Annotated in this window: 13 protein-coding genes and 1 riboswitch; of the genes, 5 read left to right on the top strand and 8 right to left on the bottom strand. The window is 63.0% G+C overall.

All coding sequences use genetic code 11. From position 1 onward, the window contains the following. Nucleotides 1-573 precede the first annotated feature (573 nt). The 5 genes from aceE (at nt 574) to CQ393_RS00140 (ending at nt 6,132) form a co-directional block, all read left to right on the top strand. Nucleotides 574-3,261 carry a pyruvate dehydrogenase (acetyl-transferring), homodimeric type gene (aceE, locus tag CQ393_RS00165; RefSeq protein WP_153189608.1) on the top strand — a complete coding sequence of 896 codons (2,688 nt, stop codon included), beginning with the start codon at nt 574-576 and terminating at the stop codon, nt 3,259-3,261. 141 nt (nt 3,262-3,402) lie between these two features. After that, nucleotides 3,403-4,611 carry an AAA family ATPase gene (locus CQ393_RS00160; RefSeq protein ID WP_153189607.1) on the top strand — a complete coding sequence of 403 codons (1,209 nt, stop codon included), beginning with the start codon at nt 3,403-3,405 and terminating at the stop codon, nt 4,609-4,611. Continuing rightward, nucleotides 4,608-5,195, top strand: a complete 588-nt coding sequence (locus tag CQ393_RS00155) for a DUF4276 family protein (RefSeq protein WP_343199418.1) — start codon at nt 4,608-4,610, stop codon at nt 5,193-5,195. Before CQ393_RS00160 ends, CQ393_RS00155 begins: the two co-directional genes overlap by 4 nt. A 305-nt stretch (nt 5,196-5,500) precedes the next feature. Next, nucleotides 5,501-5,773, top strand: coding sequence for a hypothetical protein (locus CQ393_RS00145; protein WP_153189606.1), 273 nt, complete (start codon nt 5,501-5,503; stop codon nt 5,771-5,773). Beyond that, nucleotides 5,770-6,132 (top strand): SymE family type I addiction module toxin, encoded by a 363-nt coding sequence (locus CQ393_RS00140; protein ID WP_153189605.1) that lies wholly within the window; start codon nt 5,770-5,772, stop codon nt 6,130-6,132. Before CQ393_RS00145 ends, CQ393_RS00140 begins: the two co-directional genes overlap by 4 nt. A 250-nt stretch (nt 6,133-6,382) precedes the next feature. On the opposite strand, the gene CQ393_RS00135 is transcribed toward CQ393_RS00140, so the two are convergent. From CQ393_RS00135 to CQ393_RS00100, 8 genes are all read right to left on the bottom strand, one after another. Next, a complete protein-coding gene (locus tag CQ393_RS00135) occupies nt 6,383-7,549 on the bottom strand; it encodes a hypothetical protein (RefSeq protein ID WP_153189604.1) in 1,167 nt (388 codons plus the stop codon). 480 nt (nt 7,550-8,029) lie between these two features. Next, a complete protein-coding gene (locus tag CQ393_RS00130; protein ID WP_153189603.1) occupies nt 8,030-8,941 on the bottom strand; it encodes an HNH endonuclease in 912 nt (303 codons plus the stop codon). Between the two features lie 237 nt (nt 8,942-9,178). Further along, on the bottom strand, nt 9,179-9,457 hold the full coding sequence (locus tag CQ393_RS00125; protein WP_228114202.1) for a hypothetical protein: 279 nt from the start codon (nt 9,455-9,457) through the stop codon (nt 9,179-9,181). 54 nt (nt 9,458-9,511) lie between these two features. Beyond that, nucleotides 9,512-10,243, bottom strand: a complete 732-nt coding sequence (locus CQ393_RS00120; RefSeq protein WP_153189602.1) for a hypothetical protein — start codon at nt 10,241-10,243, stop codon at nt 9,512-9,514. A gap of 273 nt (nt 10,244-10,516) precedes the next feature. Then, nucleotides 10,517-11,107 (bottom strand): nicotinamide riboside transporter PnuC, encoded by a 591-nt coding sequence (gene pnuC / locus CQ393_RS00115; RefSeq protein WP_153189601.1) that lies wholly within the window; start codon nt 11,105-11,107, stop codon nt 10,517-10,519. Further along, on the bottom strand, nt 11,104-13,272 hold the full coding sequence (locus tag CQ393_RS00110; protein WP_153189600.1) for a TonB-dependent siderophore receptor: 2,169 nt from the start codon (nt 13,270-13,272) through the stop codon (nt 11,104-11,106). Before CQ393_RS00110 ends, pnuC begins: the two co-directional genes overlap by 4 nt. A gap of 70 nt (nt 13,273-13,342) precedes the next feature. Continuing rightward, nucleotides 13,343-13,439: riboswitch (TPP riboswitch) on the bottom strand. Between the two features lie 42 nt (nt 13,440-13,481). Beyond that, nucleotides 13,482-14,606, bottom strand: coding sequence for a phosphotransferase (locus CQ393_RS00105; protein ID WP_153189599.1), 1,125 nt, complete (start codon nt 14,604-14,606; stop codon nt 13,482-13,484). A 189-nt stretch (nt 14,607-14,795) separates the two neighbouring features. Continuing rightward, nucleotides 14,796-15,080: a helix-turn-helix transcriptional regulator gene (locus CQ393_RS00100; RefSeq protein ID WP_153189598.1), complete on the bottom strand. Its 285-nt coding sequence runs from the start codon at nt 15,078-15,080 to the stop codon at nt 14,796-14,798. Nucleotides 15,081-15,318 lie beyond the last annotated feature (238 nt).

The following is a 15,318-nucleotide window of genomic DNA, read 5'->3' as shown; positions in this document are numbered from 1 at the left end:
ATATATCGAAAACCGCAATCTTGCAAACCCGGTGGGAAACGCCGGTCAGGCGGCTGTCATCGCCCTGACCCGCCGCCATGCCAGCGTTGCCGTGTGGGACAGGTGATGAAAGCAATGCCTTGCAGCGCCGGGCAACACCCGCCGGGGCTTTCGCTGGTAATGCCCAGGGCGGCGTTGTCCTGCTCTACAGGGAGTGCGGTGTTCTGTAGCGCCGGGCAGTGTCCGGTGGGGCCTTCGCAGGTAAAGCCCCAGCGGGCCGCTGCCCCGCTCTACAGGGAACACGGTGTTCCGTAGCGCCGGGCATCGCCCGACAGGAGCTTGGCCGGAAATGCCCCGGGGCGGCGTTGCCCGGCTCTACGGCTGGGCTCTGGAACGCAGGCGGGCAGGGCGTCGCGCCTGTCCGCCGCTGTCCCGCCAACGGCCATCGGCCTGTCGCGTCCTGTCCGCCAGACACCGCGATCCGCAAGGCCATACGCAGCCGTAGCCAGCTTTGAGGGCGGGCGGGTGCGCTACACTTTGCGGCTCAAAACTACTGAACAAGCGCGCGCGTGCGTGCCGTAACTGGGAGCGCCAATGAACTGGTTGAATGAAGTGCTGAACAACGACCCGAACCCCCTGGAAACCCAGGAGTGGATCGAGTCGTTGAAGGCCGTTATCGATGTCGAGGGCCCCGAGCGCGCGCATCAGTTGCTGGAAGGCATGGTTGAGCTGACCCGTCGTTCGGGCGCGTTCCTGCCGTTCTCCCCCACCACCGAATACGTCAACACCATCGAGCCGCAGCTGGAGGCCAAGAGCCCCGGCAACGCCGAGCTGGAATGGCGCATCCGCTCCATCATCCGCTGGAACGCGATGGCCACCGTGGTGCGCGCCAACCGCAAGCCGGGCGACCTGGGCGGCCACATCGCCTCCTTCGCCTCCGGCGCCACGCTCTACGACGTGGGCTTCAACCACTTCTGGCGCGCCCCCAGCGACAGCCACCCGGGCGATCTGCTGTTCATCCAGGGCCACAGCGCCCCGGGCATCTACTCGCGCGCCTTCCTGGAAGGCCGCATCGACGAGCAGCAGCTGGACAAGTTCCGCATGGAAGTGGACGGCGGCGGCCTGTCGTCCTACCCGCACCCGTGGTTGATGCCGGACTTCTGGCAGACCCCCACCGTGTCCATGGGCCTGGGCCCGCTGGCGGCCATCTACCAGGCGCAGTTCATGCGCTACTTGGAAAACCGCGGCCTGATCGAGAAGTCCGACCGCAAGGTGTGGTGCTTCATCGGCGACGGCGAGAGCGACGAGCCGGAAACCCTGGGCGCCATCGCCCTGGCCGGCCGCGAAGGCCTGGACAACCTGATCTTCGTGGTCAACTGCAACCTGCAGCGCCTGGACGGCCCGGTGCGCGGCAACGGCAAGATCATCCAGGAACTGGAAGGCGTGTTCCGTGGCGGCGGCTGGAACGTCATCAAGCTGCTGTGGGGCTCCTACTGGGATCCGCTTCTGGCCAAGGACACCAACGGCGTCCTCAAGAAGCTGATGATGGAAACCGTCGACGGCGAATACCAGAACTGCAAAGCCTTCGGCGGCGCGTACACGCGCGAGCATTTCTTCGGCAAGTACCCGGAAACCGCCGCCATGGTGGCCAGCCTGTCCGACGACGACATCTGGCGCCTGAACCGCGGCGGCCATGACCCGCACAAGGTGTACGCCGCCTACCACCAGGCCGTGAACACCAAGGGCATGCCGACTGTCATCCTGGCCAAGACCGTGAAGGGCTACGGCATGGGCAGCGCCGGCGAGGCGCTCAACCCCACCCACCAGACCAAGAAGCTGGACGACGAAGCGGTGCGCCACTTCCGCGACCGCTTCAACATCCCGGTCACCGACGAACAGCTCAAGGACGGCCAGGTGCCGTTCTACCACCCGGGCCCGGATTCGCCGGAAGTGCAGTACCTGCAGGAGCGCCGCGCCTCGCTCGGCGGCTACCTGCCGCAGCGCCGCCAGAAGGCCGACAAATCCTTCAACGCGCCCAAGCTGGAAACCTACGAGCGCCTGCTCAAGGATTCGGGCGAGCGCAGCTACTCCACCACCATGGCCTTCGTGCAGACGCTGAACATCAGCCTGCGCGACAAGGAACTGGGCCCGCGCCTGGTGCCCATCGTCGCCGACGAAGCCCGCACCTTCGGCATGGAAGGCCTGTTCCGTCAGATCGGCATCTACGCCCCCTACGGTCAGAAGTACAAGCCGGTCGACGCCGACCAGCTCATGTACTACCGCGAAGACCAGAGCGGCCAGGTGCTGCAGCAGGGCATCAGCGAGCCGGGCGCCATCGCCTCGTGGATGGCCGCCGGCACCAGCTACTCGGTCTCCAACGTGCCGATGCTGCCGTTCTACATCTACTACTCGATGTTCGGCTTCCAGCGCGTGGGCGACCTGGCCTGGCAGGCCGCGGACATGCGTACCCGCGGCTTCCTGCTCGGCGGCACCGCCGGCCGCACCACGCTCAACGGCGAAGGCCTGCAGCACGAGGACGGCTTCAGCCACATGGTGGCCGGCGGCATCCCCAACGTGCGCAGCTACGACCCCACCTTCGGCTACGAGGTCACCGTGATCCTCCAGCATGGCACCAAGGCCATGATGGAAGACCAGATCGACGAGTACTACTACATCACCCTGATGAACGAAAACTACACCCACCCGGCCATGCCGGAAGGTGCAGCCGACGGCATCATCAAGGGCATGTACCTGCTCACCGACGCCGGCAAGCCGAAGAAGGGCGAACTGCGCGTGCAGCTGCTGGGCAGCGGCACCATCCTGCGCGAGGCCATCGCCGCGGCCGAACTGCTGGACAAGGACTTCGGCGTCACCGCCGACATCTGGTCCTGTCCCAGCTTCAACGAACTGCGCCGCGACGGCTTCGACGCCGAGCGCTGGAACCGCCTCCACCCGGAAGCCGACCAGCGCAAGCCCTACGTCACCCAACTGCTGGAAGGCCGCCAGGGCCCGGCCATCGCCGCAACGGACTACGTGCGCGCCTACGCCGACCAGATCCGCGCCTTCGTGCCGATGACCTACTCGGTACTGGGCACCGACGGCTTCGGCCGCTCCGACACCCGCGCCAACCTGCGCCGCTTCTTCGAAGTGGACCGTTACTACATCGCCCACGCCGCCATCGCTGCGCTGGCGAAGGACGGCAAGATGACCGCGAAGGACGTGGCCCGGGCGATCAAGCAGTACAACATTGATCCGGAGAAGGCGAATCCTGTTGGGGTTTGATAAGAGCGTGGAGAGGGGCGGCGTTAGCCGCCCTTTTTCTATCTATAGTTGTCATTCTAAATGTGTGCTCAATTGGGCTTTCGATTGTTCATGCAGTTAGAGGCCCATTGTGGTTGGGTTAATACGTATTAGGTGGACCATATGAAAAGCTCTGTGTTCCTCACTCGAGTGGTGTTGCGGAATTACAAAAGCATCGGCGGGTGCGATGTTAGGCTGCATCCATTGACTTATCTGATAGGTACCAATGGGTCTGGGAAAAGTAATTTTCTGGATGCATTACACCTGGTGAGAGATGCGTTGCTCGGCTCCCTTGATAACGCGCTGAATGAACGCGGCGGGCTTGCTGAGGTAAGGCGTCGCTCTAGTGGTCATCCCACTCACTTCGGAGTCCGTTTGGAGTTTGTACTTCCTAATGATGGGCGGGATGCATATTTTGCCTTTAATGTCGGAGCCCTTAAGAAGGGTGGGTACGAAGTTCAAAACGAAGAGTGTGGGATCGGTAAAAAGGGAAAGGGGCCCTACTATAGCGTTGAGCGCGGAGTGCTCAAAAAAAGTAGCGAGGATACTTTTCCAGCCATTACATCAGATAGGTTGGCCTTGGTTGCTGTGTCAGGCATGTCTGCATTTAGGCCTGTTTTTGATGCCTTGGTTTCCATGGGTTTTTATAACTTAAACCCAAAACTGATGCGTGATCTTCAGAAGCCTCAGGATGGTCGGCTCCTTAAGCCTGTTGGTGAGAATATAGCAAGCGTTATAGGGCACTTGGAGCGGAATGCGCCAGGGCAAATTAAGGTTATTGAGGAATATCTTCAGACCGTAGTTCCGATGGTGCATGGCTTTGAGCGGAAAGCGGTGGGGCCAATGGAGACACTTGAATTTCGCCAAGAGATGGCCGGGTCCTTGCATCCCTGGCGCTTTTTGGCGCAGAGCATGTCGGACGGCACACTTCGTGCCCTTGGAGTTTTGGCCGCTTTATTCCAAAGCAATCAGGATTTTTCACCTACAGTTGTTGGAATTGAAGAGCCTGAGACAGCTCTGCATCCGGCTGCGAGCGCCGCACTTAGAGATGCCCTTACCCGAGCGTCTAGCAACGTTCAAATTATTGTGACAAGCCATAGTCCAGATCTTCTGGATGATTCCGACATTGATCCTGAGTCTCTTCTTGCGGTTGTTTCCGAGGGCGGTGAAACAAAGATTGCGAGGCTGGATAGTGCGTCAAGAAAGGCTATGCGAGAGCGGCTTTTCTCGGCAGGAGAGTTGCTAAGGCTGAATCAATTGGCGCCTGATCCTGAGGTTCTTCAGGATCAAGAGAGAAATCAGCCTGACCTGTTTGGGAGTATTCGAGAGTGAGTGCTGCAATTGTTCCGATAGTCGAGGGGCACGGAGAAGAGGCGGCTTTGCCTGTGCTTTTGCGCCGGATAGCACAGTGGAAAACTCCAGATGTGTATATTGAAGTTAGGCATCCAATTAGGGTTCATAAGGATAGATTCCTCAATAAACCAGAAGAGTTTTGCCGTTATCTTTCTTTGGCTGCAGTAAAGGGCGGTGATGAGGGGAGAGTACTAATTCTGGTTGATGCGGATGATGATTGTCCTGCAATCAGAGGGCCAGAAATATTGGCGAATGCCCAAGCTCACATTGCTGGTCGCTTAGTGTCTGTTGTCATGGCGAAAAGGGAGTATGAGGCTTGGTTTATTGCTTCTGCCCAGTCGCTCCATGGGGTCAGAGGGTTTTGCTATGACCCACACAAGGTCGTTGATGCAGAAGCGCCTCGTGATGCGAAGGGGTGGCTGAACTCACAAATGGAAGGGAAGTGTTACGGCGAAGTGCTGGATCAGCCAGCGTTATCTGCTCGGATGGATTTACAGCAAGCCTACGATGGAAGTCGCTCTTTTAGGAAGCTTTGCGATGACTGGGTCCGTATGTTTTCCTGATTGATTGTAAGAATTTTCTTTCGCCGGTCGACCTTATATTGCTATTGACATCACCCCCAGGCAGTAGCACTCTCACCACCAAGGAGCGTCGAAACTCCGTACATAGCGGTACCCACCTCCGTCAAACCGGTGGGTTTTTTGTGTCCAATCCTCGGGCGCAAGCCGACGTGATGCCTGCGTCGGGAGGGCGGCTAATACAACACCCTTCGGGGAAATACGCCCGCCGACTATGTACGGTTTCGAACCTCCCGACATCCCGTCGCCTTCGGGCGGCGGTACTTGGCGTATTCCAGGAGGGCGTTGCCATGTACACCGCACCATCCCCGCCGGCCCACGCGCCGGCTTACTTGTTGCCGGAGGGCGCGCACGCCCTGCTGCTTGAAGTGGGCGACGTCATGCAGCGGCTGGCCGCACTGGCGGCCACCGAGCAGGCCAACCACGATCTCACCGTGCACCTGCTCTGTCAGCCCGGCGTGCTGGCGCAATGCCTGCGCAGCCTGTCCATCCGCATCAACGTCGCCCTGCACGAGTGCAGCGGTGTGGCTCACTCCGCCTACAACCCGCAGGGGGCGCCATGAGCCGCCGCCGCGCATCCGCCGCCCCAACCGCCAAGCGTCCGCCCCGCCGCCATGCACGCACAACCGCGCAAACACTGCTCGACGCCTTGCCGCCGCTGCCACCGCCGGAGCTGGAGCCCGACCCGCTCCCCACCGGCCCCGGCCGCCTGAGCGCACCGCGCCGCCCGCGCCAGCCCCGCCAGTGCACCGTCAGTTACACCTACTACCCCGGCGCCCACGGCCACGGCGGCGACCAACCCGTCCCGCACCTGCGCCTGAGCGGCCTGTGGCTGGAGCAGCTGGGCTTTGCCATCGGCGCCAAGCTGCGCATCACCGCGCAGGAGGGGCGGCTGGTGATCGAGTTGCCGGCGTTAGCGTAGAGCGTGGTGCGTGCACCGAAGGTAGGTGCACGGGAGCATCCATCCGTCAGATCACGTGGGCCTGTGAGCCATGATCGGCAAACCAGACAATCCTGCGGGCTCAGCAAACACCGCGAAGTGTTGTTTCAAGGCTGCAGTGACCTAGCAGCAGCTCAGATGATCTGAGCTGCTGCTAAGCGCTCTAGATTGCCGAACCAGTAGATGCCAGCTCGTTGTGCATCTGGATTGTCATGGAACTTTTAGGAGCTATCTACTGCTTCGTGGATTCAGATTTCTTCTTGTCCAACTCGCCGATAAAGCTGGTGAGCCACGCTATGAACTGCGGCTTCCATATACCTCCATGGCCGTCGACAATCGTTGAATCAGCTTGCGCAACAATGAATGGATTGTGGGGGTAGCTACCGCTTGTGTTTCGTGTCAGGCAGACGCCTTTGGCGCAGTAGTTCTCAAATGACGTTTCGTTACATGCCAGTGATGCATCCGCCGCGCATGGCCCCAGTCGATGCGTAACATAGGGTTTGTAGTTCCCAAGTGTAGTTCGCCGCCGTTGGGAGAGCTCCAGCCCTGCCAGTTGACCCAGTGGGAATGCGGTTTTGGTGGCAGCATCGTTCTCTGCTGAAATTGCCAGTAGGACGGGCAGTTGCGAGGAAAGGAAAGACTCTTGCCAGCGATTCTGTTGAGCCGCAAATACTGAATAAAGTGAGGCCTCAAATGCCGGGTTGATCAGCAGTACGAGATCTCCCGTGCCGCTCATGTGTTCGAATGACTGCCCTCTTTCCCCAGGGTGGGCAAGTTGAAGGCGATGAACGAGTAGCTGGGCTGTTGCCGAATAGAGAATGCGCGCACCAAAGCTATGCCCGACGTATATGGTCAAATCATCCGGATCAGCTCGCTTCTCTGCAGTTCTGTCAATCGCGCCAAGTAGCCTTGTAATTGCCGCGGATTGGCTGATGCGGTCTGCTGCGCGTTTTCTACCCCAGAACGTGAATTCCTTCAATATAGGAACGCTTGTGCGCTTGGCATCCCAAGCAACATATATGCCGACAACGCGCCGATCATGGCCGCGTGCCGCTTCATTGGAAGCCAAGGTGTCTACCAGGCGACTGAACTCTATCAGGTCGGTGTCGCCGCTTTCTCCATTATGCTTCCATCCATGTACATAAAGAACAACCACTTGCGGCTTGGGTTGTTGAAGCTCAAGCAGTGCGTCCGTAAAGTCGCAGCGATCTACATAGAGGCCATCGTCTGTATATCGAATGACCTTCACTGTTGCAGATCTGCCACGATCGTTGGCTTTGCTAGGATCGGCTCCTGATTTGTTGACCAGGCACTCATCCTGATTATTTCCTGCGGGATCGAAATGGACGCATCCGGCGGTAAAAAGCAACACTCCCACTATCATGGCGAAGCGAAGCATGAAACCTCCAAGTCGTTCTTGAATGTGCTGCCATAAGCCCTGGCTATGAGCAGGTCTGGGATATTCATTTGATACTGGAAAACGTCAACTATTGTCTATTGCATGGCCGAGCACGGCCCTCTTCTGCGCGAACTGGCACAACTTGAGATCGGCGAGAAATGTATCAACACCCGCCAAGTGACGGTGACGACGGGTAGTTCAAAGTGAACGGTATTCCCAATGCCAATTAGGTAGGTTTCTTGGAGGCGCCTGCAATAGTTCGTTACGGCTGCGGGCATCGCCCCTCTCCCCCTCTCTCCCCCAGTCTTGGAGTGGAAGCACATTAGCTTACATATTTGCTGGGCGGTAGTTCATCTAGCCAATAATCTCTGCTTCTAGCAGCGGCTTGCCGAGCGGCACTAATCAGGTGAGGGCGCGCAGATAACTATCCGCCACTGGACATAATCAGATCGACCGGCGCCTATTGATCACGCATTTGCCTCAAGCTTTGAATCTTTCCCGACGATGCCACTGGAGGTAGATTGGGTGTGGCCGCCATGCAGGGTTGTCGGGAAGGATGAGCTTCTTTTCGGGGCGGATCAGCTTGTCCAGCCCGTCGGGCACGCCGTGCGGCGACAGCAGGATGTCGTAGTCATCGGAGAAGCTCATCAGCCCGCGATCAAACAGCCAGTGCGCCGTTCCCGTCAGCGCAATGCCGTTACGCACGGTATCTGGCCCGTCGTTCTCGACCGGGCGGATATGGGCGGCCTCCACTTCGGGGCGGCCACCGCCGTTGATCAGGCGCAGGCCGGTAACCGCACAAGTCTTGTCATAGGCGCTGCGCACGTGGCGCCTGAAGCGCGCATCACGGAACTTCCGGTTGATGACGCATTGGACGATGGCGCGGGGCACGTACTCTGGCGGCGCTTCTTCCGCCTGGCTCATGTCGAACATTGGCTCGTCCGGTGTGGGGGCCTCCCACGGTTCCAACTCGGTCGCGAACCCAGCCTGCACGATGGCGGCGAACTCGTTGAGTGGGATATTGCGCACCGACCGCCCGAACGCTCCCTTGTTGGTACTCCCGTCCTCCTTCTTGAGCATGGATTCGTAGTAGTGGCCGCCCTCCTTGAAGGGGACGGCACGGTCGAACTCCATGAACTCGGAGATTCGCGCGTAGTAGTGGTCCGGGGAGCGCGGATCCGCCTCAACGGCCGTGAGCCTTGCCATGGCGAAGTAGGCCTGGCGCCCGGTAGCGCTATGCGGCCCCGTGGTTCGGCGTGGTTCGTAGTAGAGAACGAAGTCACCTACCGCAGCTTGCGCTTGCTTCAAATAGGTGGCCGGGAAGTGGTAGCGCTCTTCGATCTGATCGTCGTAGGCAGAGCTTTCGGATGTGGTGAGTACCGCGTTGGTCATGCCTGCCTCCAATCATCTGGCCCATTCAGGGTAGCAGGCACGCGATGCGTCCTCATCAGTTGCAGCGTGCCCCATGCGCCGGCCGGTTGCCGCCGGCGACGGCTTCGGCCTCGCTGGCATAGCGGCCTTGCTTGGTGGCGCCGTAGTAGCGCGTGCCGGGGCAGTGATAGACGTGCGAGCCGGTGTTGATCCAGACGCGAGCGGTGGCTGCCGGAGCAGCGTTCCTGGCCGGCGGCGTCAGCTGTTGAATGACTTGCTGCCGGCCGGCTGCGGCCTCGCCGGGGAGCAGGTGCGGCCATAGGCGGCGCGATACCCGTGCTGCGCGGCTTCGCGTTCTGACATGAAGCGGCCGCGTTTGGTGGCGCCGTAATACTGCCCGCCGGGGCAGTGGTAGACGCCCGAGCTGGTGTTCACCCATACGTCGGCGGCGGCCGCCGGCAGTGCCCAGGCCAGCAGGAGCAGCAGGGCCAGCAATGGGGCAAGCCGTGATGCGGGGTGGTTCGTGGTGTCGGGCATGTCCTTGCCTGTCATCGCGAAGGGGCGACTGGATGTTTGAAGCGCGGTTTGCGGCTACTCGCCGTCCTGTGTATTGGCCTCGGCCAGGAGCAGTTCGTAGGCCTGCACGCGAGCACGAAGGCTGATCAGGTGCCATGAAAGCGCGTAGGCCAGGAGGATTGCGAATGCGAGGAGGCCTTGCACCAAGGTGATGCTTGCGAACGTGTTCCAGTCCCCCAACCGCCAGTCCTTGAACTGCAGGTAAAGCGCCAGGAGTAAGGGAAGTACACCCAGCCGTTCCATTCCGCCTGTGAACAAGCCCAAGCGCTCGTGCATTGTGGTGCGCCGGTCCCGGATATAGCGTAAGCGCCGGCGGCGCTGTTCCAGCGGAAAGGCACGCAACTGCTGGATCAGTTGGTCGTAGTGGATATAGCTCTCTTCGATTTCCCGCGCATGTTCCCGGCGAGCCTCTCGGAACTGGCGCCACTCACGGCGTATTTGCAGGTAGGTGGAAATGCCAAGGCCCAGGATTTCTATGACAAGGCCAGACAAGATGCCTATAGCGGCTGCCTTGCCGGATAGAACACTGCCCAGCAGCATGCTCAGCCCTGCGCCGGCAATGCCGACGATCAGCGACCAGCGTTCCCATGGGCCGGCTTTGGTGCCACCTGTTCGTGCGAGGTAGTCATCCAATGCCGCATTGAGCGCGGGGAAGCTGAGTTCCCGCAGGGCTGTTCCCGCGTCGGCGGGAGGCGCCGACGTCGTGGCGGGCGCATTACCTGCTGTTGGCGCGGGAACGGTATCCATACGATTCCTGGGGCATAGGCTGCCCCCACACCATGCCCGATTGCCGCAGGTGGGTCGAGGCTTGTACCAGACTGGCCCCACCGATAGTTGCGCATAAGCCTGCCTCCGGCGGACCCCGTACGGCTTGGGCGTGGACTTGTTTCTTTACGATTCCCGGTCGATTAGCCCGGGATAGGGCGCCTTGTAACCGGTTGTTTTGCAGGCAATAGGTGGGTAACGCGCAGGCTGGTTTCTTTACGATTCCGATACGAAAAACCACGCGGAGCCGTCAGCTCACGGATGCGAAGCGCCGTGCTTTCCCTCCTGCCGCGCCGCCTTCTTCCACGTGCGCAGGCCCACAACCGCCAGCGCCACGAACACCAGGTACAGCGCTGCGGTGGCGTGCAGCGATTTGACCGCGTACATGCCCACGTAGACCACGTCCACCACGATCCACAGCCACCACGCGGCGGCGTGGCGGCGCGCCTGCCACCACTGCGCCACCAGGCTGAGCGCGGCGAGCAGGGCGTCCAGCCAGGGCAGGGCGGCGTCGGTCCAGGTGTGCATGGCCGCGCCCAGGGCGAGGCCGAAGGCCACGCCCATGGCCAGGTCGCGCGCGCCGGCGTCGGTCGCCAGCGGCACGATGGCGACGCGGCCGTCGGGCTTGTCCTGGCGGTGCCAGTTGGCCCAGCCGTAAGCGAGGAATGCGGCGAAGGCGCCCTGCAGCAGCATGTCCGAATACAGCCGCGCCTCGAAGAACACCAGCGCGTACAGGCCGACGGAGAGCAGCCCCACCGGCCAGGCGAGCATGCGCCGCTGCGCCATCAGCCAGACGCCCAGGGCGCTGGCGATGACGGCCGACCATTCCAGGATCGCCGGGTTCATAGCGCGACGGTGACCGTCAGCCGTGCCTGGCGCGGCGCACCGGGGAACAGGTAGTAGTCGCCGGAGCTGCTGCCAGTGTCGCGCCAGTAGAAGCGGTTGAACAGGTTGTCCACCGACAGGTTCCAGTCCAGCGCATGCCCCCGAAGTTCATGCCGGAAGCGCAGGCCGGCGTCCACCACGTTGTAGCCGGGCGCACGCACGCGGCCGTCGGCGGTGGCGACGTTGGAGGAGGCGTAGCGCCAGCCACCGGTGAGGCCCAGCCCGGCGACGAGCGGCAACGCGTAGTCGGCATGCACGCTGGCGCGGGTGGTCGGCACGTTGATCAGCGGGTGGCCTTCGTAGGCCGGCGTGCCGGTGTTGCGCGCGCGCGCCTGCAGCACGCTGGCGCTGGCGGTGAGCTGCAGGTTGTCGCTTACGCGCCCGCGTGCGCTCAGTTCCAGGCCGGTGTGGGTCTGCTGGCCTTGCTGTACGAAGGTGTAGCCGTAGTCGCTGTCGTCCGGCTTGGCGTACTGGAACGGCCGGCTGATGCGGAACAGCGCTGCGCCCAACGTCAGCGCATCGGACGGTGCGTATTTGGCGCCGACCTCGACCTGGCGCGACAGCACCGACGGCAGGAAGTTGCCTTCGTTGCTGGTCCAGAACGGCGCCTCCTGGCCGAGTGCGATGCCGCGCACGTAGCTGGCGTACAGGTTGAGCTGCGCGTTGGCGCTCCAGATCAGCGCGGTCTGCGGCAGGAAGTGCGACACGCGGCTCTCGCGCTCAAGGTTGCCGCGCTTGTCCCAGGCGCGCTCGTCCAGGCGCACGAAGCGGCCGCCGGCCAGCCATTGCCAGTCGTCGGCGAAGCTCATGCGGTCGAGCACGAACAGTGCCTTCTGGCGGCTGTCCAGGCGGCGCACCGACGGGCCGGGCTGCAGTGGCGAGGGATCGAACTGCGGCACTTCGCGGTCGTGGATGTTGGCGGTGCCGACGTATTCGTTGACGTTGCGGCGCTTGTCCACGGTGCGGCGGAAGTAGTCCGCGCCGACCATGAGCTGGTGCTCGACCGTGCCGGTGGCGAAGCGGCCGCGCAGCTCGGCGCGCAGCTGCCGGTTGCGGCGGGTGTCGTCCGGGCTGCGGTAGTCGTAGATGTCGTAGTCGCCGTTGGGCGCGAAGTAGTTGCCCGGCACGCTGCCGTCGGCGCAGCCGGCCGCGTAGTAGCAGCCGTAGGCGAAGGCGACGTTGTCGTCGATCACCGAGCGGCTGTGGCTGGCCGACACGCGCGACTGCCACGCCGGGCTGAAATCGTAGGTGTGCAGCGCGGTGAGGTTGGTACTGCCGATGCCGACCGGCTTCTGCCAGTGCTGGTAGCCGAGCATCTGCTTGCGGTCCACGTTGCGCGGCAGCACGGTGGCGCCCAGCAGCTGGTAGCCCGAGGCCGAGCGCTGCGCGCTGGTCTGGTAGTTGGCGTCCACTTCCAGCTTGCCGCGCTCGCCGATCAGCCAGTCGGTGGCCAGCGCGTAGAAGTTGCGGCGGCCGTCGGCATGGTCGATGTACGAGTTGCTGTCGTCCCACGCGGCGTTGAAGCGCACGCCGAGGCGCGGCGTCAGCCAGTGGCCGACATCGATGGCGGCATAGCGTGAACCTTCCGCGTCGGTGCCAAGGGTGACGGTGCGCACTTCGGCCGGGCGCTTGCCGACGTAGTTGATGACGCCGCCCGGGGCGATCACGCCGGCGGCGAGGCCGGCTTCGCCCTTGAGGATTTCCACCTGCTGCACGTTCTCCAGCGCCAGGCGCTGCTCGCCGGCGATAGTCAGGCCGTTGAAGCGGTAGCCGGTGGCGGTGTCCAGCGCGAAGCCGCGGATGGCGATGTTCTGGTAGTAACCCACCGGCGCGTAGCTGTCGCCCAGCGAGGCGTCGTTCGTGGCCAGTTCGGACAGGCTGCGCACGACGCGCTGGTCGAGCAGGTCGCGGTCCAGCACGCTGATCGAGGCCGGGGTGTTCTTCCAGTCGCCGCTGCCGAAGCTGTTGGACTGGGTGTCCTTGGCGCCGGGCTGCCTGGCCTGCACGCGCACGGTGGACAGCTCGGTGGGCGAGCGGTCGGCGGCGGTGTCCAAGGGGCTGGCGTGCAGCGGCAGGGCCGCGCCCAGCGCGGCGGTCAACAGCGGGATTCGGTGGCAGCGGTTCATTCGTTTCGTCATCAGCCGTGGGGGGAGACGAAGCGAAGGCGCGCACGCGCGACCGGCCACGAAGGCGGTGTGCCTGCTGCTCAAAGCTCCCTACGCCGGTGCAAACCGGATCAGGTTCCAAGGGACTCTCTCAGCCTGGACAAGCCCAGGCACCCCCGCTTCAGGGGCGCATTGAACCACAAATGCCGTGCTTTGGCTTGTCGACGGATTCAGGCGGCGGCGTGCAGCGCGGCCAGTAGTGCCTGGCCTTCGGCGCTGCGGAACCACTGTGCATGGCCGAGCAGGAATGGTTGCCAGGCCACGTCCGCGTTGGCGGTGGAGCCGGTGACGCCTTCGAAGTACTCCACTTCGGACAGTGCGAAATCCAGGTGTACCACCGGCAGCAGGTCGGCCAGCAGGTGCATGCGCGCGGGCGACAGCGGCAGTACCTGCCGGTAGCCGTCGAGCAGGGCCAGCGCGATGTCGATGCGCACGGCCTGCGCGCCGCGTTCCAGTTCCAGCCAGGCGACCGCGTTGCGTTCGATGGCGGTGGCCAGGTCGAACAGCGCGCTGGTGGGCGAGGCCAGGCCGAAGTCGAGCACGGTGCTCACCGTGTCGCCCCGCCAGAGCAGGTTGGAAACGTGCCAGTCGTTATGCGCCCACAGCTGAGGCTCGGCCTGCAGGCGGTCGGGTAGGCCCGTGTGCCACGGCAGCACGGTGTGGCGCAGTTGTTCCTCCCACGGAATGCGCGCCAGGTAGCGGGCGAGGCCGGGGCGGTTGCCAAGGTCGGCCTTGAGTACGGCGATGGGATCGTGGCTGCGGATCAGGTCATCGCGCGCCACCAGCAGGAGGGTGCCGCGCTGCGGCGCGTGATAGCTGGCGGCGGCCTGGTGCAGGCGCGCGAGCATGCGCCCGGCATCGCGCGCCTGGGCGACGTCGGTCAGCGGCGTCCATGACGCCGCGTCGCGGTACAGATCCTCGCCGATGCCGAGCGTGTGCAGTTCGTAGGTCCAGCCATCGTGCTCGACCGCCGTGGCGCCATCGCGATCGCGCAGCACCTGCACCACCGGCACACCGGCAGCGGCCAGGTGCGCGATGAAGCGGTGCTCCTCGCCCAGCGTGGCGGCGTCGCGCACGCTGTGATGATGGCGCTTGACGAACAGGCGCTTCCTCGCGCCCTCGACGATGGCCGCCGCCGACAGCGGCCGCGGGCTGTGCCACAGCGCGGCGTCCGCGCCTTCCAACTGCGGGAAGCGTCCGCGCAGCCATGCGATCTCGCGCCCGCTGATGGTGGGCCAGTCGGCGGGCACTTCGTCGTTGGCGAGGCCCTGGACGCGGTGGGAAGGAGCGGTCATGGACGGAAGGACGGGGAATGCGCGGGCGATGCGGGGGCGACAGGGTAGCGCGCAGGGCGGCGTCGGGCGCGATGGGCTGGACCGGGTCTGTACACGACAGGAAAGGCATCGGTCAGGAGAACTCCGCCAATCCATGTGGTGATCTGCCGCAGACGGTTGTAGGAAAACTACGCGCCGTCGTGTCGGTGATCAGCTTTTGCCCTGCTTGCTACGCCGGAAGTTCCGGATCATTTCCGCCAGTTCGTCGTCCTCGGCGAAGAAGTAGGCCACCGGCAGGTCGAGGACATCGGCGATGCGCTGCAGGGTCTGCAGGTCGGGCTGGTGCACGCCGGTTTCATAGCGGTTGACGCGGGTGCTGGCGACGAAATCGTCCAGCCCGGCCTTGATGCCGAGATTGCGCTGCGAAATGCCATAGGTCTCCCGCGCTTCGCGCAGACGCACGCTGTAGACGGGGAGCTCTTTTTTCTCTGACAAGGCCGTACACGTCCCGGGCTTCGGTGGACAGAAGCTTCCGGAAGGGCGCTTGACACCGATACTACGTTAAACGTAGTGTGCGCACCGGGTTAATTGTTGAACGCATCGCGTGCATAAGCTCCAGCCCGTCAGGGGGAGCGCGAGAGCGGCACGACAGGGCGGCGGCGCCGGGGTATCGCACAGGCCGCGCCCGGACAGGGCTTCGGAAACACCACAGGGAATCGCCAGCACGGCCGAA

The sequence above is a fragment of the Stenotrophomonas sp. MYb238 genome (assembly GCF_009496535.1).
In the GTDB taxonomy this organism is placed as follows: domain Bacteria; phylum Pseudomonadota; class Gammaproteobacteria; order Xanthomonadales; family Xanthomonadaceae; genus Stenotrophomonas.
This window is presented reverse-complemented; position numbering and strand designations above follow the sequence as displayed.